18 protein-coding genes are annotated in these 20,782 nt (G+C 39.7%); 12 read left to right on the top strand and 6 right to left on the bottom strand.

What is annotated here, in order from left to right; genetic code table 11:
* Positions 1–16 precede the first annotated feature (16 nt).
* From ABC346_RS04415 to ABC346_RS04380, 8 genes are all read left to right on the top strand, one after another.
* A complete protein-coding gene (locus ABC346_RS04415) occupies positions 17–1,168 on the top strand; it encodes a Gfo/Idh/MocA family protein (protein ID WP_413233712.1) in 1,152 nt (383 codons plus the stop codon).
* A gap of 14 nt (positions 1,169–1,182) precedes the next feature.
* Entirely contained in the window at positions 1,183–2,361 is a 1,179-nt protein-coding gene (locus ABC346_RS04410) for a dihydrodipicolinate synthase family protein (RefSeq protein ID WP_413233711.1), read from the top strand.
* Entirely contained in the window at positions 2,358–3,182 is an 825-nt protein-coding gene (locus ABC346_RS04405) for a sugar phosphate isomerase/epimerase family protein (RefSeq protein ID WP_413233710.1), read from the top strand. Before ABC346_RS04410 ends, ABC346_RS04405 begins: the two co-directional genes overlap by 4 nt.
* Positions 3,183–3,323: 141 nt before the next feature.
* Positions 3,324–4,415, top strand: a complete 1,092-nt coding sequence (locus tag ABC346_RS04400) for a Gfo/Idh/MocA family protein (protein WP_413233709.1) — start codon at positions 3,324–3,326, stop codon at positions 4,413–4,415.
* Entirely contained in the window at positions 4,412–5,605 is a 1,194-nt protein-coding gene (locus tag ABC346_RS04395) for a Gfo/Idh/MocA family protein (protein ID WP_413233708.1), read from the top strand. The genes ABC346_RS04400 and ABC346_RS04395 overlap by 4 nt, the downstream gene beginning before the upstream one ends.
* A gap of 331 nt (positions 5,606–5,936) precedes the next feature.
* On the top strand, positions 5,937–6,959 hold the full coding sequence (locus ABC346_RS04390; protein ID WP_413233707.1) for a TRAP transporter substrate-binding protein: 1,023 nt from the start codon (positions 5,937–5,939) through the stop codon (positions 6,957–6,959).
* Between the two features lie 20 nt (positions 6,960–6,979).
* Entirely contained in the window at positions 6,980–7,486 is a 507-nt protein-coding gene (locus ABC346_RS04385) for a TRAP transporter small permease (protein WP_413233706.1), read from the top strand.
* Positions 7,477–8,784, top strand: a complete 1,308-nt coding sequence (locus ABC346_RS04380; protein WP_413233705.1) for a TRAP transporter large permease — start codon at positions 7,477–7,479, stop codon at positions 8,782–8,784. Before ABC346_RS04385 ends, ABC346_RS04380 begins: the two co-directional genes overlap by 10 nt.
* A 124-nt stretch (positions 8,785–8,908) precedes the next feature.
* Here ABC346_RS04380 and ABC346_RS04375 read toward each other — a convergent pair whose 3' ends face one another.
* Entirely contained in the window at positions 8,909–9,931 is a 1,023-nt protein-coding gene (locus tag ABC346_RS04375; RefSeq protein WP_413233704.1) for a YeiH family protein, read from the bottom strand.
* Positions 9,932–10,041: 110 nt separating this feature from the next.
* Between ABC346_RS04375 and ABC346_RS04370 the strand changes: the two genes are divergently transcribed.
* From ABC346_RS04370 to ABC346_RS04360, 3 genes are all read left to right on the top strand, one after another.
* The gene (locus ABC346_RS04370; RefSeq protein ID WP_413233703.1) at positions 10,042–10,917 is read left to right on the top strand and encodes a LysR substrate-binding domain-containing protein; all 876 of its coding nucleotides are present in this window, start codon (positions 10,042–10,044) and stop codon (positions 10,915–10,917) included.
* A 153-nt stretch (positions 10,918–11,070) separates the two neighbouring features.
* A complete protein-coding gene (locus tag ABC346_RS04365; protein ID WP_413233702.1) occupies positions 11,071–12,672 on the top strand; it encodes an FMN-binding glutamate synthase family protein in 1,602 nt (533 codons plus the stop codon).
* Positions 12,673–12,744: 72 nt separating this feature from the next.
* Positions 12,745–14,466, top strand: a complete 1,722-nt coding sequence (locus ABC346_RS04360; protein ID WP_413233701.1) for a pyruvate oxidase — start codon at positions 12,745–12,747, stop codon at positions 14,464–14,466.
* A gap of 515 nt (positions 14,467–14,981) precedes the next feature.
* Here ABC346_RS04360 and ABC346_RS04355 read toward each other — a convergent pair.
* The 3 genes from ABC346_RS04355 to ABC346_RS04345 all read right to left on the bottom strand — a co-directional run bounded on the left by ABC346_RS04355 (position 14,982) and on the right by ABC346_RS04345 (position 16,683).
* The gene (locus ABC346_RS04355) at positions 14,982–15,212 is read right to left on the bottom strand and encodes a type 1 periplasmic-binding domain-containing protein (protein WP_413233700.1); all 231 of its coding nucleotides are present in this window, start codon (positions 15,210–15,212) and stop codon (positions 14,982–14,984) included.
* 537 nt (positions 15,213–15,749) lie between these two features.
* Positions 15,750–16,103, bottom strand: a complete 354-nt coding sequence (locus tag ABC346_RS04350; protein WP_413233699.1) for a hypothetical protein — start codon at positions 16,101–16,103, stop codon at positions 15,750–15,752.
* A 205-nt stretch (positions 16,104–16,308) separates the two neighbouring features.
* Positions 16,309–16,683: a hypothetical protein gene (locus ABC346_RS04345; protein ID WP_413233698.1), complete on the bottom strand. Its 375-nt coding sequence runs from the start codon at positions 16,681–16,683 to the stop codon at positions 16,309–16,311.
* A gap of 320 nt (positions 16,684–17,003) precedes the next feature.
* On the opposite strand from ABC346_RS04345, the gene ABC346_RS04340 reads away from it, so the two are divergent.
* Positions 17,004–18,278 (top strand): tetratricopeptide repeat protein, encoded by a 1,275-nt coding sequence (locus ABC346_RS04340; RefSeq protein WP_413233697.1) that lies wholly within the window; start codon positions 17,004–17,006, stop codon positions 18,276–18,278.
* 201 nt (positions 18,279–18,479) lie between these two features.
* Here the strand turns inward: ABC346_RS04340 and hprK are convergent, their stop codons facing one another.
* Positions 18,480–19,400, bottom strand: coding sequence for an HPr(Ser) kinase/phosphatase (gene hprK, locus ABC346_RS04335; protein ID WP_413233696.1), 921 nt, complete (start codon positions 19,398–19,400; stop codon positions 18,480–18,482).
* Between the two features lie 106 nt (positions 19,401–19,506).
* A complete protein-coding gene (locus ABC346_RS04330) occupies positions 19,507–20,706 on the bottom strand; it encodes a GTP-binding protein (protein WP_413233695.1) in 1,200 nt (399 codons plus the stop codon).
* Positions 20,707–20,782 lie beyond the last annotated feature (76 nt).

Below are 20,782 nucleotides of genomic sequence, written 5' to 3'. Positions count from 1 at the left end.
TTTAGGAGGGAATTACATGACTACAAAAAAGATTGGAATCATTATGAACGGTGTTACTGGACGTATGGGAACTCGACAACACTTAATACGTTCCATTATTGCAATAAGAGACCAAGGTGGCGTACAGCTGGCTAATGGAGATTACCTTGTGCCTGATCCGGTTCTTGTTGGCCGTAATGAGAATAAATTGAAAGCGCTTGCCGATGAACATTCTATTGACCGATGGACAACTAATTTGGAAGAAGCATTGGCAGATGAACATAATATTATTTACTTTGATTCACAAACTACCTCCCGTCGTGAAAAAGCAATTAAACAAGCAATTGAAGCAAATAAACATATTTATTGTGAAAAACCAACCTCGACATCACTGGAAGGATCATTAAGATTAGCGAAACTAGCAAAAGATGCCGGCGTCAAAAATGGCGTTGTTCAAGATAAATTATTTCTTCCAGGCGTGATGAAGCTAAAAAGACTTATCGATGCTGGGTTCTTTGGAGATATTCTGTCTGTTCGTATGGAATTTGGTTATTGGGTTTTTGAAGGCGATTGGCAGGAATGTCAACGTCCATCCTGGAATTATAAAAAAGAAGAGGGTGGTGGCATTATCGTAGATATGTTCCCACACTGGCGCTATGTATTAGACCACTTATTCGGTTCGGTGCAAGCACTATCCGCTGTTGCTACTACACATATTACCAAACGTGTAGATGAAGAAGGAAATACCTACGAGGCTACTGCAGATGACGCTGCTTACGCGACCTTCGAATTGGAAAATGGAGTAATTGCCAGTGTCAACTCTTCTTGGGCAGTCCGCGTAGATCGTGATGACCTATTAACCATACAGATTGATGGAACCGAAGCAAGCGCAGTAGCTGGTTTACGTGATTGTAAAACACAGCATCGTGTAAATACACCAAAGCCAGTTTGGAATCCAGACCTTCAAAACACAATTGATTTCCAAGGACAATGGGAGGAAGTACCGGATAACCAAGTATTTGAGAATGCATTTAAAATCCAGTGGGAAATGTTCTTAAAACATGTATCTCAGGATGACACTTTCCCATGGGATTTATTAGAAGGTGCAAAAGGTACACAACTTGCAGACTTAGGCTTACAATCTTCACAAGAACGTCGTTGGCTTGAAGTACCAAGCTTGGAAGTCTAAAGGAGGATGTCATAATGAATATTTATTTACCTCATTCTGATGGATCGACGTATCTATATGAATTAGTTAATCGAGAACCTTTACCAAAACCAGATAAAAATTCCTTCCATTCACGAGTTGCCTATTCAGCTGCGCATGTCGTAGCGGATCCGTTTGGCAGCAATGATCCTTTACAGGAACCTGCGATAGATTGGGAGCTTACGATGCACTATCGTCATTACCTCTGGTCCCTCGGCATGTCTGTTGCTGAAGCGATGGACACGGCACAACGCGGCATGGGACTTCACTGGGAACATGCCAAAGAACTGATTACCCGCTCGGTGAAAGAAGCAAAAAGCGTCGGTGGAAATATCGCAAGCGGCGCTGGAACAGACCATCTGGCTCCTAGTCCAGAGGTACGTTTAGAAGATGTCATTCATGCGTATGAAGAACAGGTAGCCTTTGTAGAAGGAGCAGGCAGTAAAGTAATTCTGATGGCTAGTCGTGCGCTCGCTGCTTGTGCCACTTCTGCTTCGGATTACGAATATGTATATAATCGTATTCTAAGTCAGGTATCTCAACCAGTGATTTTGCATTGGTTAGGAGATATGTTCGACCCGAGTCTAGCTGGATACTGGGGACATGATAACTTGGACGACGCCATGGACGTCTGCCTTCGGATTATTCATGCACATGCAGATAAGATTGAAGGCATTAAACTTTCCTTATTAGATGAGCAAAAAGAAATTACAATGCGCAGAAAGTTACCAGAAAGTGTGCGGATGTATACGGGAGATGACTTTAATTATACGCGACTCATTGAGGGAGATAACCAAGGATACAGCGATGCTTTACTGGGAATTTTTGATGCGATTGCTCCGGCAGCTTCCTCTGCTTTTCAAGCGTTAGACCAAGGAGATCTAGAAACCTATCGCGAACGATTAGATAAAACGACGCCACTCGCTCGTCATATCTTCCAGAAGCCAACATTTGCATACAAAACAGGAATTGTCTTTCTTGCTTATTTGAACGGTCATCAGCCTCATTTTCGAATGATTGCTGGAGCAGAAAGTGCACGATCTATTCTACACTTCACAAAGCTCTTTGAACTTGCAGATCAAGCGAATGTGCTAACTGACCCAGAGCTTGCTATTACACGCATGCAACCAATATTAGAACTAGCTGGGATCAAGCAATTGGAGGCTAGAAAATGAGTGAAACTAAATTAGATTTACAGCGACTAAGCCTGAATCAAATCACAACGGAAAACTGGTCATTAGAAGAGGCTATCAATGGCTGCGTTGATCATGAAATCCCTGTGATTTCCGTTTGGCGTCATAAAATTGCAGAAGTAGGATTGAAAGAAGCGAAAAAAATGATTACTTCATCCGGACTGCATGTTTCCAGCGTTTGTCGGGGTGGCATGTTTCCTGCAGTTACTACCTCAGAACGGAGGGAACGGATCGAAGATAATAAAGTAGCAATTGAAGAAGCAGCCGAATTAGGGACAGATGTACTCGTACTTGTCTGTGGCCCAGCACCACATAAAGATATCGAAGAAGGCCGCAAATGGGTGCAAGAAGGCATCGAGAAAATTATTCCATTTGCAGAGCAGCATAATGTGAAATTAGGAATTGAGCCGCTTCATCCTATGTTTGCTGCTGATCGTTCCGTCATCACTACTTTAGGGGAGGCAAACGCACTTCAACGATCCCTTAGTTCTTCTCAAGTCGGGGTTGTTATCGATGCCTTTCATGTGTGGTGGGATCCTTTCCTATATGAAGAGATTGAAAAAGCCAAAGGGACCATTCTCGGCTATCATGTGTCCGATTGGAAAGTTCCGCTTCCAGATCTATTTAAAGGTCGCTCGATGATGGGGGATGGGGTCATTGATTTACCACGAATCCGAAGTGCAGTAGAAAACAACGGTTACAACGGACCCATCGAAGTGGAGATCATAAACCAAGCCATCTGGGATATGCCCGGAGATGAAAGTTTAGAGCTGATCAAAGAACGCTTCTTAACTACTGTTTAACAGGGGGGTCACTACCCGTTACTTGCATCCAGAGGCTCACCAGCTGCCTCTGGATAAGCGGAGTATATACCTGCAGCGGATTTTTGATTCCCATTCAACGTAAACGTTTATCCCAATATTTTTAAAGGAGGGGTTCATACGATGGAGTCAACACATCACACTGAATTTGAACCGATTCATCATCTGGAAAATCCCGTTAAACCAAATACGTTGTTTATCGCTGCTTGTGGATTAGAACATGGCCACATTTATAATATGTGTAAAGGAATGAAAAAAGCAGGAGCTGTGATTAGTTGGGTGTATGATGAAGATCCTAATAAAATAGCTGCTTTTCAAAAAGAGTTTCCCGAAGCAAAGACAGCTTCATCTCTAAACGAAATCTTACAAGATCAAGTGATTCAAATGGTTGCCTGCGCTGCCATTCCATCTGAGCGCGGTGACATTGGATTACGTGTACTAGATGCAGGCAAGCATTTCTTTTCAGCGAAAACCCCATTTACAACCCTTGAGCAACTGCAAGCAGCAAAGGAAAAAGTGAAGGAAACAGATCTAATATGGGCTGTGTTTTATAGTGAACGACTGCAAGTAGAATGCAGTGGTTTTGCTGAACAATTATTGGAACAGGGAGCGATTGGTGATGTCATCCAAGTAATTGGATTAGGACCCCATCGTTTGAACATCGCAAACAGACCAGACTGGTTCTTTCAAAAAGCTTATTATGGAGGAATTATAAGTGATATCGGCAGTCACCAAATTGAACAATTTCTCTGCTTCTCCCAGGCTAAAGACGCAACCATTCAAAGTAGCACAGCTCGAAACTTCGCCCACCCAGAGCATCCAGAATTTGAAGATTATGGGGATGTTCATTTAATTGGAGATAATGGTGCCATAAATTATTTCCGTGTCGATTGGTTCACACCAGACGGATTAAGTAATTGGGGAGATGGACGTACGACCATCTTGGGGACAGACGGTTATATTGAATTACGAAAATATGTCGACATTGCGAATAACTCGAATGGTGAGCGTTTATATTTAGTCAATCATGGTGGTGAAAGGTTGTACGACGTCAAAGGGAAAGTTGGTTATCCTTACTTTTATCGATTAGCACAAGACATTCTAGAGAACACTTCTACGGCAATGACGCAGGAACATGCATTTAAGGCAGCCGAACTTTGCCTGTTAGCACAACACCATGCAGATACACAGAAGAAAGAAGGTGACAATCATTGAGACAAACATGTGATATCGTCTTAGTTGGTATCGCCGGATATGGCGAAGTATACTTACAAGCTTTAGAAGAAAAAGGATACTTGAATTGGGTTCAGGGTGTTGTCGATATACAGCCTAAACGTAGTACTTATTATTCCAAACTAAAAGCATTACGTATTCCTTGTTATCCGTCTCTTGAAGAATTTTACCAACATACCTCTGCCGACTTAGCAATTATTTCTAGTCCCATTCATTTACATGCACAGCAATCGATAATTGCAATGGAAAACGGCAGTCACGTTCTTTGTGAGAAGCCAATTGCTGGGTCATTGAAAGAAGCAAATCAAATGCGCGAATCAAGAGATAAAACCGGACGCTTTTTAGCGGTTGGGTTTAATTGGTCGTTCAGTACACCCGTGCAACAAATAAAAAAGGATATACAAGAAGGACGCTTCGGGAAGCCATTACGTGGAAAAAGCATCGCGCTTTGGCCACGTAATAAACAATACTTCGAGCGTTCCAATTGGGCAGGCAAACGCCTCGGACCAAACGGAGAAGCGATATACGATAGCATCGCTAATAACGCCGCATCCCACTTTCTTCATCATCTCCTTTATATATTAGGAAATACTACCGAACAAAGCGCGAAAATAAAGAATCTAGAAGTAGAGCTATACAAAGCGAATCCCATCGAAACTTTTGATACTTGTGCGTTGCGAGCGAACACGGAACAGTCTGTAGAGTTGGTATACCTTGTTTCTCATGCAGTCGAATCTACGATTGGCCCCAATGTTACTTTAGAATGTGAGAACGCTACGATTACCTATGAAGTAGGAGGCGATATGCAAGCTGCATTTAAAGATGGAACAACGAAAAACTACGGAGATCCAGAGGCCGCGCATTCTCAGAAGTTAGATGTGTGTATTCAAGCTGTGTTAAACGAAGAAACTTCCATCCCTTGTAGTATAGAAGCTGCCTATTCACAATTACTTAGTATTGAATACATACATCGCTCGATCTCGACAGTCCCGTATTTTCCTGCATCAATGATAAAACAAGATGCTCATACACAACAAACATACGTACTCCAATTAGAAGAGAACTTTTTATCTTGTTATAAAGCGTATAAGCTCCCAAGTGAGATGAACGTTTCTTGGGCGCAACCACCAACAACGATTCCAATTCCGGAAAATAGCTACCCATTCGATTAGCAAGAAATGATTTAAATGTCCGGACTATACATAACAAGCAGTTCGGACATTTTTGCGTCCTAGTCCCGCTTGTCTCCATTTTCTTTATTTCTGAAATTGAGATAGTAATTCTTATATTAATAAGACATCATTTTTGAAAGCGCTTAATATATAATTATCTGAAAATATTACTCTATTTATTCGCGATGAAGTGACTTTCATTCCAATGATCTCAAAAATGGATAGCGAAATTTATCCAGGGTGTTAATGCCCGAAAAGCCCTCTCTTCTATAAGTTCTTCTTCGAGACGTTTACTCATCGTGATTAAAACAATGATGGAAGGAGTTTGTACATGAAACTATGCTCAATAAAAAGAAGTCTACTGGTTAGTATGTTGCTGTTAGCAGTTTTCTTTCTACATGCTTGTTCTTCTTCAGAGAATGTAGCTTCTGGTCAAGAACAAACAACAACATTGACACTAGCTCATATTCATAATGAAGCGAGTCCTGTGTATCAAAGTTTAGAAGAGTTTGCAGAAAAAGTAGAGAAGAAAACAAATGGTTCAGTAAATATCAAAATCTATACAGATGGAGTTCTAGGAGAAGAGACTAAAGTCATGGAACTTGTACAAAATGGCGTTATCGATATGACCAAAGTAAATGGCGGTGTAATATCTCAATTTGATGAGACATTTTCTGTTTTTAGCCTCCCTTATGTCTTCTTAGATGATGCACATTTTCGCAAATTTATGGAAACGGATACAGTGAGCCAGATGTATGAAGATCTAGAAGAAGTGCAATTACGTGGAGTCACCTTTTATGATGCTGGCGCGCGAAGTTTCTATACTGCAGAGACAAAAATTGAAACGCCTGAGGACTTGAGAGGACTTAAAATTAGAGTAATGAACAATGTGACCGCCATCGAAATGGTCGAATTACTCGGTGCTTCACCAACACCAATGGGCGCAACCGAAGTATATACGAGCTTGCAACAAGGAATTATCGATGGTGCAGAAAGTAGTCCAATTGCATTAACCGACGCCAACCATGGTGAAGTTGCGAAACAATTTTCATTTGATGAGCATACGAGAATACCAGACTTCTTGATTATGAGTGATGCAGCATGGAATAAATTAGATGCAACGGAACAACAGGCTTTAATTGAAGCCGGCCAGGAAAGTACGGAATCTCACAATGAAAGATGGGATCAGATGATTGAAGACAGCATGGCTCAAGCTGAAGAAGAAATGGGTGTAGAATTTTCCAATCCTGATCAAGCACCGTTTCGCGAATTAGTAGAACCACTGATAGAAGAAGAAAGAGAAGCGAATGATGTGATTGACGCATTGCTTAACGAAATAGAAGCGATAGAGTAACGAAATTTGGAGGGGTTCATGTGAAAAAGATAAAACGCTGGATTGATTTAGGACTGTTAACCATTGCCAGCATCTTAATATTATTTCTAGTTGTCGCAGCAATATGGCAAGTGTTCACTCGATTCGTATTGCAAGATCCTAGTATTGTCACGCAGGAAGTATTACGATTTTCTTTAATCTGGGTAGCAGTAATCGGCGCTGCTTATGCATTTGGCCAAGACGAACATTTATCCCTTACGTTTTTACGGGATAAGATAACTGGGCAAGCGCATAAAACCTTACGTTGGTTCATTGATCTACTCGTCATTGTATTTGCATTATTTGTGATGATAATTGGAGGGTTTAATATCGCACAAGCAACGATGGCAGAACTCTCACCAATATTAAATATGCCAATGGGATTAGTATATGGTGTTCTTCCAATCTGTGGGGTCATCATCATTTTCTATCAAATCATTCATATTTCAGAGCGCCAGGGCATTGAACGCTCCAATTCGTTTGAAAAGGGTGAGAATACATGGATGTAACCGTCTGGACAGCCATTATATTATTTGGGTCATTTTTCTTACTCTTATTTATTGGTGTACCGATCGCTGTAAGTATCACTATTTCTTCTTTTGTTTCCATTTTAATTCTAATGCCTATCACACCATCTTTATTAGCGGTGTCTCAACAAATTATTACCGGTCTAGATAGTACCGTGTTATTAGCGCTAGTTTTCTTTATGTTGGCTGGAAGTATTATGAACAATGGCGGGATTGCCGATCGGCTGATTAATTTAGCTAAGTTAATTGGTGGAAGAATGTCTGGGTCCCTCGCTCATACGAATATTATTGGAAATACATTGTTTGGTGCGATATCAGGCTCAGCAATTGCCGCAGCGGCAACGATGGGACGGATTATGCACCCTCAAGAGAAAAAAGCAGGATATGATCCTTCGTATGCAGCAGCTGTAAATATCGCTTCCGCACCGACTGGATTAATTATCCCTCCAAGCGGGATGCCAATAATTTACTCTCTATTAACCGGCGGAACATCGATTGGCGCTTTATTTATCGCAGGATATTTGCCAGGTCTGTTGATGATTGCGTTACTCATGATTGTAGCCTATTTAATAGCTAAAAGAGCTAAATATCCTGTTTCCAAACCAATCAGTGGTGGCGAATCATTCAAGGTAATTATTCAAGCGATCCCTAGCTTATTATTAATTATTATTGTTATAGGTGGAATTGCCGGAGGGATTTTCACTGCAACAGAAGGAGCAGCAGTGGCTGTACTATATGCCGCTATCCTTAGCGTTTTTTACCGTCAGTTAAAACTAGCCGATATCCCTAAAATACTTAGAGAAACGACGATTTATTCTGGTATTATCATGTTATTAATAGGAGCATCCACCGCGATGTCCTGGGTGCTTGCGTATGCAGGTATACCACAGGCAATTACAAGCAGTCTATTAAGCATTACCGATAATACAGTTATTCTATTATTAATCATGTTAGTCATTTTACTTGTGGTTGGAACATTTATGGATATTGCACCCGCGCTATTAATTTTCACACCGATCTTCTTCCCGGTGGCAACGCAAATGGGCATCGATCCCGTCCATTTTGGAATGATTATGGCAGTAGCTCTTGCGATTGGAGTAACTACTCCGCCAATTGGGACCGTGTTATTTATCGGAAGTAGTGTCAGCGGTGTACCTATTGAGAAAATCATACCGAAGCTGCTGATCTTCTACATCCCATTAATTGTAGCGTTATTACTCGTTGCGTTTATTCCGGAAATCAGCTTGTTCTTACCACGGTTATTTGGTTTATTAGATTAGGTGATATTTCATTAATAAAGATATTGCAGGATAAATTAACCGAGCCACGTTTAGATTCGTAGCTCGGTTATTAATACATATCTCTACCTAACTCGTTTCTACTAAAACAAACTTTCCTTAAAGTCTATCCTAACCCCATCACGTATATCAAACTATATCCGCATCCGATTAAAACCAACGTTCCAAGTAATGCAGCCAAAAAGACATGTAAGCCAGACTTCTTAAATACAGAGAACTCTACATTTAAACCTAATCCAGCCATTGCCATACTTAACAGCAGATAAGCTGCCGCAATAAGCAAATTCACGACACTTCCAGGTAAGAATCCGATTGTATTAATTGCGCTCATGGCAAGAAAACCGAATATAAACCATGGTATAGGGAGCGTTTTTAAGGAAAAACGTTGCTTATCGTTTTGAGATTCTCTTCTCTTAACATAGATACCGATTAATATAGCTACTGGTACAAGTAAGGCTACTCTCGTTAGTTTTACCACAATAGCAATATTCTCCGCTTTTTCTCCCCCAGCAGTGGAAGCAGCTACTGCATGAGCGATTTCATGCAATGTCCCACCTGCAAAAATCCCGTACTGATAATCGGTAAATGGTAGCAAAGGATACATCAATGTATAAATAAATGTGAACATCGTTCCGAGCACAGCAATAACAGCGACACTGACTGCTGTCGTGCTTTCTTTCGCTTTTACTAAAGGGGCAATGGCAACAATCGCAGCAGCTCCACATATTGCCGTTCCACAAGCTGTCAATATACTTAAAGTCTTATCAACACGAAACAACCTCGCTAAGCTATAGACGGTCACCAATGCAATCGTTAATAGCAATCCAGCATATAGGAAAGCGTGTAGACCCGCATCATGCATATCTGATAGATTCAGACGTAATCCTAATAATATAATCCCTACTCTCAACAACTTTTTACTGGAAAATTGCACGCCAGATCGATGAGAATTTTTTATACCAATGGTATGTCCCCATATCATTCCTATCATAATCGCTAGAACAAGTTGTCCGACGATATCGAGATAAGGAATCTTGCCCAGCAACGCTGCCATCAGGGCAATTACAAGCGTAATACTTATACCTACATAAAAGGAACGCGTCTTATCATCTGGATGTAATTGCTGCATCTTGTACCTCCTTCACTGTCTATAAACAGTATAGGTCGGCTTCTTTTATTTTTGAAATAAATATATATAATAGTATTTATTAATAAACTTAATAAATGAGGGATATAACCATGCATATGGAAGAACTGGAGACCTTTATTGTACTATCGCGCGAGAAAAATTTTACACGAACAGCAACAAAACGCGCATTGTCTCAACCGACAGTTAGTGTGCATATTAAAAACTTAGAGAATGAATTTGCAACTTCACTTATCCAACGTACGACGAAGCGTGTTCATCTTACACATGAAGGGGAGTTATTTTATGAACATGCATTGAAAATATGGAATCAATATCAACAGCTAAAAGAGCAGCTTTACCAAAAGAAACAAACCGCTTCTGGTCTTATTCGAGTAGGAGCTAGTTTTACCATTGGTGAATACTTGCTTCCAGAAGTGATGGCGTCATTACAAAATCAATACGAGCAGTTAGACTTTCATGTAACGATTGGCAACACCGAGAAGATCATTGACTCTGTTCGCAGACTTGAGGTGGACATCGGGCTGGTGGAAGGATCTAACTACACGAAGGACGTGTTACAAACAGCGTTTAAAGAAGATCGCCTTGTCATAGTTTGTTCCCCCGAATATGAGACTAATTTTAAAACATTAGCAGATTTACACCATCATAAATGGGTTATAAGAGAAGAAGGTTCTGGTACACGACAATACTTTGATCACCTCATTCAATCGAATGGAATTAAAGTAAAATCAACATTGGTTATTAGTTCGACACAGGGGATAAAGAATAGTGTTACCAATGGATTAGGTTTAGCTTTATTATCTGAAGCAACCATCAAAGAAGAGTTAGCGCATGGTACGCTGAAAATAGTTCCGATTGAATCTCTATATGAAAAACGAGATTTTTCCTATGTCTTAACGAAGGGATTCCAATTAAACCGAAATACGCAATTATTAATTAATGCATTAACAAATGGAGACGATTAGTGGAATTCTTTTCGTTATAGGTAAGCAGGTTATCCATGTGTATTCCTTTTCTAAACGGGTAATTACATAACAGAGAGAATAAAACTTCATTCATTGAAGTATTACTGCTCGCTACATACGTGCGGGAAAGTCACCTCAAAGGAGATGTATTCCATGGAGTTTACCGCTACAAATATCATTTTGTTAGCGACGTGTTTGCTTGTGCTTACCATTATTATTATTCCTTTAATCATGTTTGCCTACATATATTTGAAAGACCGAAAACAGAATCAGCATGCGATATTGCGTAACTTCCCTTTACTCGGGAAGGTCCGTTATATTTTGGAAAAAACCGGTCCAGAACTCCGACAGTATTTATTTGATGCGGATCGATCTGGAAAACCTTTTTCACGTAAGGACTATCAAGATATTGTCATGCCCGCAAAATATCAAAAGAACATGCTCGGATTCGGTTCGATACGTGACTTTGAAAAGGCCGACTTCTATGTAAAAAATGCGATGTTTCCAAAACAACAGAGTGAACTTGAAGTAGATAACGAGAAAGAGATTGATTCAAAAGTTTACGAGATTCAGGAGGATAACCTTCTCAACCGGAAGGAAAAGCTTCAAGATGAATCTATAAAACCATGGTTACTTACTGATGACAATGCAGTGGTGATTGGCCCTTCTTCCCGTGCACCCTTCCGTGTAAAAAGTTTGGTCGGCATGTCCGCAATGAGCTATGGTTCCCTCGGAGAACATGCGATTACAGCACTTTCAAAAGGAATTGGCATGGCTGGCGGTGCGTGGATGAACACTGGGGAAGGTGGCCTATCCGATTATCATCTAAAAGGGGATACCGATATTATCGCGCAAATTGGACCAGGGCTATTTGGCGTGCGTTCCAAAAATGGAGAGTTTAGTTGGGATCTTTTTAAAAAGAAAGCAGCAATACCGCAAGTGAAGGCTTTTGAACTCAAACTTGCGCAAGGAGCGAAAACACGTGGTGGACATGTGGATGCAGAAAAAGTCACAGAAGAAATTGCTAGTATTCGCAACGTCGAGCCCTACAAAGAGATTAATAGTCCGAACCGATTCCATGAATTTGATGATGTACCGACTATGTTTTCATTTATGGAAAAAATACGGCATCAAACCGGTTTACCGGTTGGAATGAAGATTGTTGTCGGCAGTTCCAATTCCTTTGAAGAGATTGCATCTTACATGAAAGAATCAGGTATGGGGCCTGATTTTATTACCGTTGACGGCTCAGAAGGCGGCACCGGTGCTTCCTTTCAAGAACTGGCGGACCGTGTTGGATTACCAGTGAAATCGGCAGTGATGATTGTGGATCAAACTTTGAAAAAATATGGGGTTCGTGACCGTACGAAGATTATTGCTTCCGGAAAACTATTTACCGCAGATCGCATCGCAGTGGTTTTAGCAATGGGCGCTGACCTCGTCAATATTGCACGCGCATTTATGATTTCAGTCGGATGCATTATGGCACAGATTTGTCATACGAATCGTTGTCCTGTAGGCGTCGCAACGACTGACCCGAAATTACAGGAGGCACTCGTCATTGATGAAAAACAATATCGTGCACTAAATTATCTTGTGACCCTTCGCGAGAGCCTGTTCCGTATTTCAGCAGCAGCAGGATTAACCAGTCCAACGGGATTTAATCATGAACATATTTCTTATATGGATGAACATCATCAAGTGAAAAGCTTAGCCGAATATTATTCACAGGGAACGTATTCAACATCACGTTAGTTTGATATCGAGCATTTTGTGGAATAGTTGTTAATACGAATCAAACAAGCAACCTACAAAGGAGCCATGTATATGTTTGAAGACCGCGCAGGAAAAGTATTAGTAGATTTATTATCCGAATGGGGCGTTGACCATATTTACGGGATGCCCGGAGACTCGATTAACCAATTGATGGAAGAATTACGCAAAGAAAAAGATAAAATGAAGTTTATACAAGTCCGTCATGAAGAAGCAGGAGCACTTGCAGCCGCTTCTTACGCTAAACTCACTGGAAAACTTGGCGTATGTCTATCAATCGCCGGTCCAGGAGCGATTCATTTACTAAACGGCTTATATGATGCCAAAAAAGACAGCGCACCAGTACTCGTGCTAGCTGGACAAGTACCAACAGACCAGATTGGAACCGATGCATTCCAAGAGATTAACATGCAACGTATGTTTGAGGATGTCGCTGTATTTAACGAACAAGTGGTGTCAGAAGAACAATTACCAGCGCTCGTCAATCAAGCGATTCGCAATGCCTATGCAGAAAAAGGACCTGCCGTTCTAACCATACCCGATGATATCCCAGCTGCAAAAATCAAGAAACAAGTACAAAGGAACGCAGCGATATACGAAGAACCCGAACAAGTACCAAGCTCCACGGAATTGGAAAAAGCACTAGAACTGACCGAAAAAGCAAAGAAGCCAATTATTTTAGCAGGAACCGGTACGAAAGGGGCAAAGCAAGAACTCGAACAGTTTTCTGATAAGATTGCTGCTCCGGTCGTCGTTTCCTTACCAGCAAAAGGCGTTATAGACGATGATCATCCGAACTGCTTAGGCAATCTCGGAATGATTGGAACTAAACCAGCCTATGAAGCGATGGACGATACCGACTTGCTTATCTTAATCGGAACGTCTTTCCCATATGTAGAATTTTTACCAGAAGATGTCGCTTGCATCCAGATTGATAATAACCCGCTGAAAATAGGAAAGAGATATCCGGTAACCGTCGGGATTGCTGGTGACGCAAAAAAAGCATTAACTTGGTTAAACGAACGAATTACACGGACGGATAATCGTGATTTCTTAGAAAATAGTCAGGATAAAATGGCGAAATGGTGGAAAGAAATGGACGACGACGAACAACAAACGTCGACTCCAATCAAGCCTCAGCAAATCATTGCTGAAGTACAAAAAGTTGCAGAAGATGATGCTGTGCTCTCTGTAGACGTAGGAAATGTGACAGTATGGGCTGCCAGACACTTTCGTATGAAAACAACACAGAAATTCCTCACATCCAGTTGGCTTGCAACTATGGGATGTGGATTACCAGGTGCTATCGCCAGTAAAATCGCATATCCCGACCGTCAGGCAATTGCGTTATGCGGTGATGGTGGATTCTCCATGAATATGCAAGACTTCCTAACGGCTGTGAAGTATAACTTACCAATGGTTGTCGTTGTATTCAATAATGAACGCATCGGCATGATTAAATACGAACAAGAGGCAAAAGGAAACCTTGATTATAAAACCAACCTCGAGAGCTTTAACTTCGCCCAATTCGCAGAAAACTGCGGCGGAAAAGGGTATCGCGTAGAGAAATTTGAAGATCTTGGTCCTTCTATACGAGCAGCAGCATCCTTCAATAAGCCCGTTATTGTTGATGTCTGCATTGAAGATAAACCGCCAATCCCAGGAAAGCTTTCGTACGAACAAGTGACCAGTTACTCCAAACAAACGATTAAAAAGCTATTTGAAAAAGGAAAACTGGAAGTTCCGCCAATTCGAAAAGGATTGAAACGGATGTAATTACTCTAAAGAAGCAAGCGACTACTCGTTTGCTTCTTTTTGTTGTTATTCTATTAACCAAAACGGTCTCCTTTATCTGGATTAATGGTGATTAAAACTCGTCTATCTCCCCACACGTCACCGATCCTCTATTATATTGGCTTTTAGAACCGCTCTTTTAACCACTTTTTCGGGTTTCTCATCCTTTTTTGGGTTTTAGAACCGCTCTATTAACTACTTTTTCGGATTTCTCTACCTGTTTTGGGTTTTAGAACCAGTCTATTAACTACTTTTTTCGGTTTTCTCAACCTGTTTTGGGTTTTAGAACCGCTCTATTAACTACTTTTTCGGATTTCTCTACCTGTTTTGGGTTTTAGAACCACTCTATTAACTACTTTTTTCGGTTTTCTCAACCTGTTTTGGGTTTTAGAACCGCTCTATTAACCAAAACAGCCTTGATTTTACTAAATTGGTCAATAGATCTACTCGATTCCGCTAGAACATCTTCTTTTTTTCACAAAAGCAACTCAATACCACTAATCCTCTGGATAGGAAACCTCCGGATATAATTGCTTAACTTGGTATTCTTCTATTTCCTCCGCTTCTATATGTTTAATAAGCAACTGGACTAAACTCTCTGCGATTTTTTCAGAAAGAACTCCAACTGTATGTACCGGTGTATCAACAGCATCAAACTTTTTAATATTATCATAGGACACAATCATCGGTTTTTCCGCTTGTCTATCTATATGATGTAATAAACCCATTGTTATATCGTAACTACCACATATAATTCCTTTTGAAGTGTATTATTCGCGAGAAATTTTCTTATCGAATTGCTTGTTACCTCTTCGGACAACCCTTCTGAATCGATTAGTCGATAGCTGACTTTCTTTTCTTCACAATAATGAATAATCCCTCCTTACAAACATTTATAACCATAACGATATAACTTTATTTGCAACACCTACTACAAACACTCCTGCAAATATCCCGATGCCTAAACGACAAGCCATTTTTCTCGATTCTAATTGAGGTTTCATACCATATCCCTCCAAACCTGAATATAATGTTACCTACCATTCTAAATAACCATACATATTAGTTCAATTGTGTACCTACGCAAAACTCCTCTTATTTTGTTGCATAAGGCTTTTCAGCCACTCTATTCAGTAAAATGACATCACCTTCTACGCGCTAGAAGTAAGGTGACACTCAGAATTTAAAAAACAGACGAGGCAAATCCTGTTTTCACATATTAATTCCCATACAAAAAAGCCTTGCAATACTTAAAAGGCTTTAATTTATTCTTCTATAACAATCGTATACTTATTTTCTTCACCATTATCAGATACGCTTATTTCCTCTTCATGAATCCATTCTTCATTTTTCTGGAACGCAAAGTGATACGTTTTTCCGACAGTTAAGTCTGCTTCAATGACATTACTATGCGTACTTTCTTCTATTATCATCCCAATATCTGATACCGGTTCATCATCAAATCTTTCCGTTACCACTGTGGTAACACCTCTTATCGGCTCAGAATAACGATCTATTAATGTAAACTGGACCGTCGCTGTTTCACGTGAAACTTCTTCTTGCCTACAACCAACCAGCAATATCATTAGAATAAACATGAACAGAATAATTTTTCGCATTCGCAATTCACTCCTACTTAGAAAAGAGGATCGTTATTTAGTGATTCCCTCTAAAATAAACCAAAATTAACTTTTTCCAGTGACTTTATTAAGTATAGTATTATATTCTAATTTTCACCTATATTTTTTCATACAAAAAGACAGGCCTCTCTTAAAGCTACCTGTCGAGTTATTACGGATTAGTTTTAATACGTAATCAGCTTATTTAGTTCTCTCCCTCATAGGAATCAATAATCTCATACGCTTCATTTAAAGCAGCTTCTAATTCGCTAACGTATTCGACTAAATAAGTAATATCTGAATATAATAATTCATTATCACTTATTAGATACTCCATTTCTTCTTCCAATGAAACCATTGATTCTTCCAGACTACTGTTTTCTTCCTCAATAAGTTTGTTTTTTTCTTCTAACGCTTCATTTTTTTCTTGCAACGTAGTGTTCGCTTCTTCCAGCGCTTCCAATTCATCAGAGTCGTCCATTACAAAAAAAGTAATCCCAAAAGCTGCCACAACCGTTACCACGAACCATATCCAAATATTTTTATAAAACGGTTGCTTTGCGTTTTCTGTCTTCGTCATTTATTCTACCCCTTTATAAATAATTGCTTAATCATACTAACTAATGTATGTAAGGGGAAAACAAATCCGTGATTAATTCACAATATTCTGATTATAATATCCTGTTCACTGATTTCGTAGCCAACTTTTCGAATATTAGCTACAATAAAGGAAGACCCTAGTGGTGGCACCCTTTGGTTAGCGAAACTTATCCGTTTGTTAGCGCCCATTCGCTCCATTAGCTTCTTTTCCAGACATGGATGATGAGATTTACGGACAATTAGTTCCTTTGCTAAAGAGGACAGGTTATTAAAAATGATACTTATATGAAGGATGATTCGATGGCAAATACAGATACGAACGTTGTGAAAATCGCACAACTAAAGACGCTCGTCCTAAACGAGGAATTAGAAAAATCCATTGCATTTGCAGAGCGAGAAATCAATTCCCAACCCGATAACTCTATTGGGTACGTATTAAAAGCATTGCATCACTATTACATAAATGAACAAAAAGAAGCGCTATCCTGGGCTAATCAAGCATATGAATTAGCTCCAGAGAGTGAAGATGTACTTACAGTTGTTCTTGCTTTTTACCATGAGACTGAATTACAACCAGAGAAGTGGAAAAACCTCACTAAAACCGCTGTACAGCTTTATCCTAATAATGATTATTTCCATTTTATGCATGCACTGATTCACTTAAATGTTGATTTTGAGCAATCTAAGAAATCATACCAAGAAGCAATCCGTTTAAATCCAAATAATGCTAATTACCTTGCTCATTACGCATATATGCTTTACTTTTTGAAAGAAAAAAAAGAAGCGAAAAAATATGAGAAAGCCGCATTACAAAAGGAACCAAACAACCCAGCAATCTTAAATCGTTTTGCGCTAACTGCTTATGATCAAAGAAAATATAAAAAAGCACAGATACTTATTACAAAAGCGAGACAACTTGATCCTAAAAACGAAGTAATACGGACCTCATTCAAAAAGATACACCCGACAGAAAATGGCGTTGTTCGTGGAAAACGAGAAATTAATAATGCGATTCAAAATGCATTTGCCGCTCCAGGTGTTTGGATATGGAGAAATGTATTTAGAGAAAACGTATCTGCCATGTTAGTCACTTTTTTGGTCTTTGTTACAGAATTTGTCTTACTGGGGCTTTTAACAGGAAGATATGGATTAGCGCTTGTTGTGATCTACCTTATCTGGGGTTATATCAGTCAACAAATTACCAGAGCAAAGTTACAGAAAGCAGGTTTTACCGGGGGAGAGCTTACATTATTATGGGGACGTGCTCGAACACAAAGTAATATTTTCGCTGACAATGAAGCAAAACTACAACCGAAATTACCAAGTACCGATTTGGAAAAAGTCCTCGTTCATTTATGGAATTCCGACAGTGATACCAACGTAATTAATTTAGATGTTATTGCTATAGACACAGCACCTAAAGAATCCATTTCAACTTCCTTAGACGGTGATCAAGAAGTAGCTGCTACAACGACAACACCGTCATCAGAAAAAGGATACGCTCCTTGGCCTACAGTAGTACTGATTCTACTATTTATCGCTGCAATTGCAATACAATTCGGAACGATGTATTAAACCCTTAAAAACATGTGACATCTGAAGATGGGGAGGAAAATCAATACATAGAGCAGTTCTATTTACCAAAACGTCCTTTAATTCCTTGAATTTTTCGTTTTTAGAACTGTTCTATTCACCATAAATTCCTCTCTTACTCTGTATTTTCGTTTTTAAAAATGCTCTACTTTAGAACTGCTTCAATATAAAAACAAGATGGGGTCAATCATCCCCATCCTGCCATTCGATTCTATTCATAAAGTCTTCTGCTGCATTATAACCTTGTTGTTGCAGATACCAATTATTCGCTGCCGCTTCTATTAATCCAGCAACGTCACGCCCTGGTTGCAACTGAATTTCAATGCTTGGCACAGGAACACCCATGTAATCCCGGTACTGCGTCTCAAACTCCAGCTCATTATGTAGCGAATCCTTTTCCCACTTCGATAGTTTTATATCCAGTGATATACGTGTCTCATCTTGGAAAGCTCTACTTCCATACGCTCGTACGACATTTAATAGGCCAACACTTCGTAATGCCAGAAACTCCTTGTTCTTATCATTATGCGTGCCAAGTATTGTTTTGTGGCTTAGCCGCTTCAGCACGACGATATCATCGGCTACCAAACGATGTCCACGACCAAGTAGAGTATGGGCTAGTTCACTTTTTCCGACACCAGATTCACCGCGAATCAAAATACCAATTCCAAGTACATTCATACAAACTCCGTGAACTGCAATTTCTGCTGCTAGTTTTCTTGTAAGATAATGATCCACCTTCGCCATAAAATCTACCGTTGTTTCTTTCGTTCGCAACAATGGTATTTGTTCTGCATGACAATATTTTTTCAAGTATGTTAGTCCATCTTGATCTGACGTTACAATAAAGCAAGGTGGATGATAATTTACAACATTTCCTATCCGCATATCACGTTCCTGCTCATTAAGCTGATGGAGGTAGTTAATTTCTTTTTTCCCTAATATCTGCACCCGCTCCATTGGAAAGAAATCAAAATAACCGATAAACTCAAGGCCTGGGCGGTGTGTACGAGACTTAGCAATGGTCCGCTCTAAATGCTCATCTCCCGCTAACACTTCTAAATTAAATTCTTCTACTAGTTGTTGTACCTGAATGGATTTCACTCCGTTGCACTCCTCTGCGTTCCTAATGCTCTCCTTTCATTATAACGAATCCAGGGGGAAAGATACAGAAAAGGAGCCATGAAATAAGCTCATCGTTCGGTTCACCCTACTGAGTGTTTACTTCCCATACAAAAGGATCGTTCATCGTTGACCAATCCTTTCTCATTTCTTCCTGTGTCAATAAGCAATCATCAAGCTCTTTAATTATTGCTTCTTTAGGCAGATCTACTCCGATGAATACAAGATTGGTTTTTCGATCACCATATGACTCATCCCAATCCTCCCGTAAATTAGGATTGTTTTTTAAGATACGGTTTTTTTCTCGCTTGGATAAAGAGTCCACCCAGTATGATATTGGCTCTATGGATACTGATGGCCCTGCTTGAGAGAGTAGAAGTGCTAAATCATTTCTAGTTGCACACCAAGAAATTCCCTTTGCACGCACGACTGCCATAGGCATTTGACTAATCCACTTATAAAAACGTTCCGAATGAAAAGGAACTCTCCTGCTATAAACAAAAGAATGAATACCATACTCTTCTGTTTCCGGAGTATGCTCTTCTGGACCAGCCATTAATTCTTTTAACCACCCTGCAGATTGACTTGCCTTCTCAAAACTAAAACGATTTGTATTTAGTATTTCTTCTGGGTTAATTTCACTATAGTTTGTCTGAATAATTTTGGCATCTGGCTGTAATGTTTGTATTACTCTAGTCAATGATTCTAGCTGTTCTTCACTCACCATGTCAGATTTATTAATAATTAAAACGTCACAAAACTCAATTTGATCGATAAGTAAGTCTGCTAGATTACGTTCATCTAATTCTCCTACTGCCTGTTTACGGTCGATTAATTTATCTACTGATTCATAATCATGCCAAAATCGATACGCATCTACCACTGTCACCATCGTATCTAATCGACAGAAATTCGTAAGATCGATACCCATTTCTTTGTCAATGTAAGAAAACGTTTGAGCAACAGGGATTGGTTCACTAATTCCTGATGATTCAATAACGATATAGTCAATATCTCCATTTTGTGCGATTTTCTCCACTTCAATTAGCAAATCTTCTCTTAGCGTACAGCAAATGCAACCATTAGACATCTCAACTAGATTCTCTTCCGTTCGGGAAAAATCACCTCCTGTTTCCACCAGATCTGCATCAATATTGACTTCACTCATATCATTTACAATGACAGCTACTTTAAGATTATCCCTATTATTTAAAATATGATTTAATAATGTAGTTTTTCCTGCACCTAAATATCCGCTTAACACAGTAACTGGGATTTTTCTTTTCATATTGTTCTCCTTTACTTTTTCAAATTTTAATAGTCGATAGATTGACTTCCATGAAGTAGAGGCACCAGCCTACAAA

It is taken from the genome of Oceanobacillus phoenicis (assembly GCF_047238145.1).
Classification (GTDB): domain Bacteria; phylum Bacillota; class Bacilli; order Bacillales; family Amphibacillaceae; genus Oceanobacillus.
The sequence above is the reverse complement of the archived record's forward strand: the minus strand, read 5'-3'. Positions and strand labels throughout refer to the sequence as shown.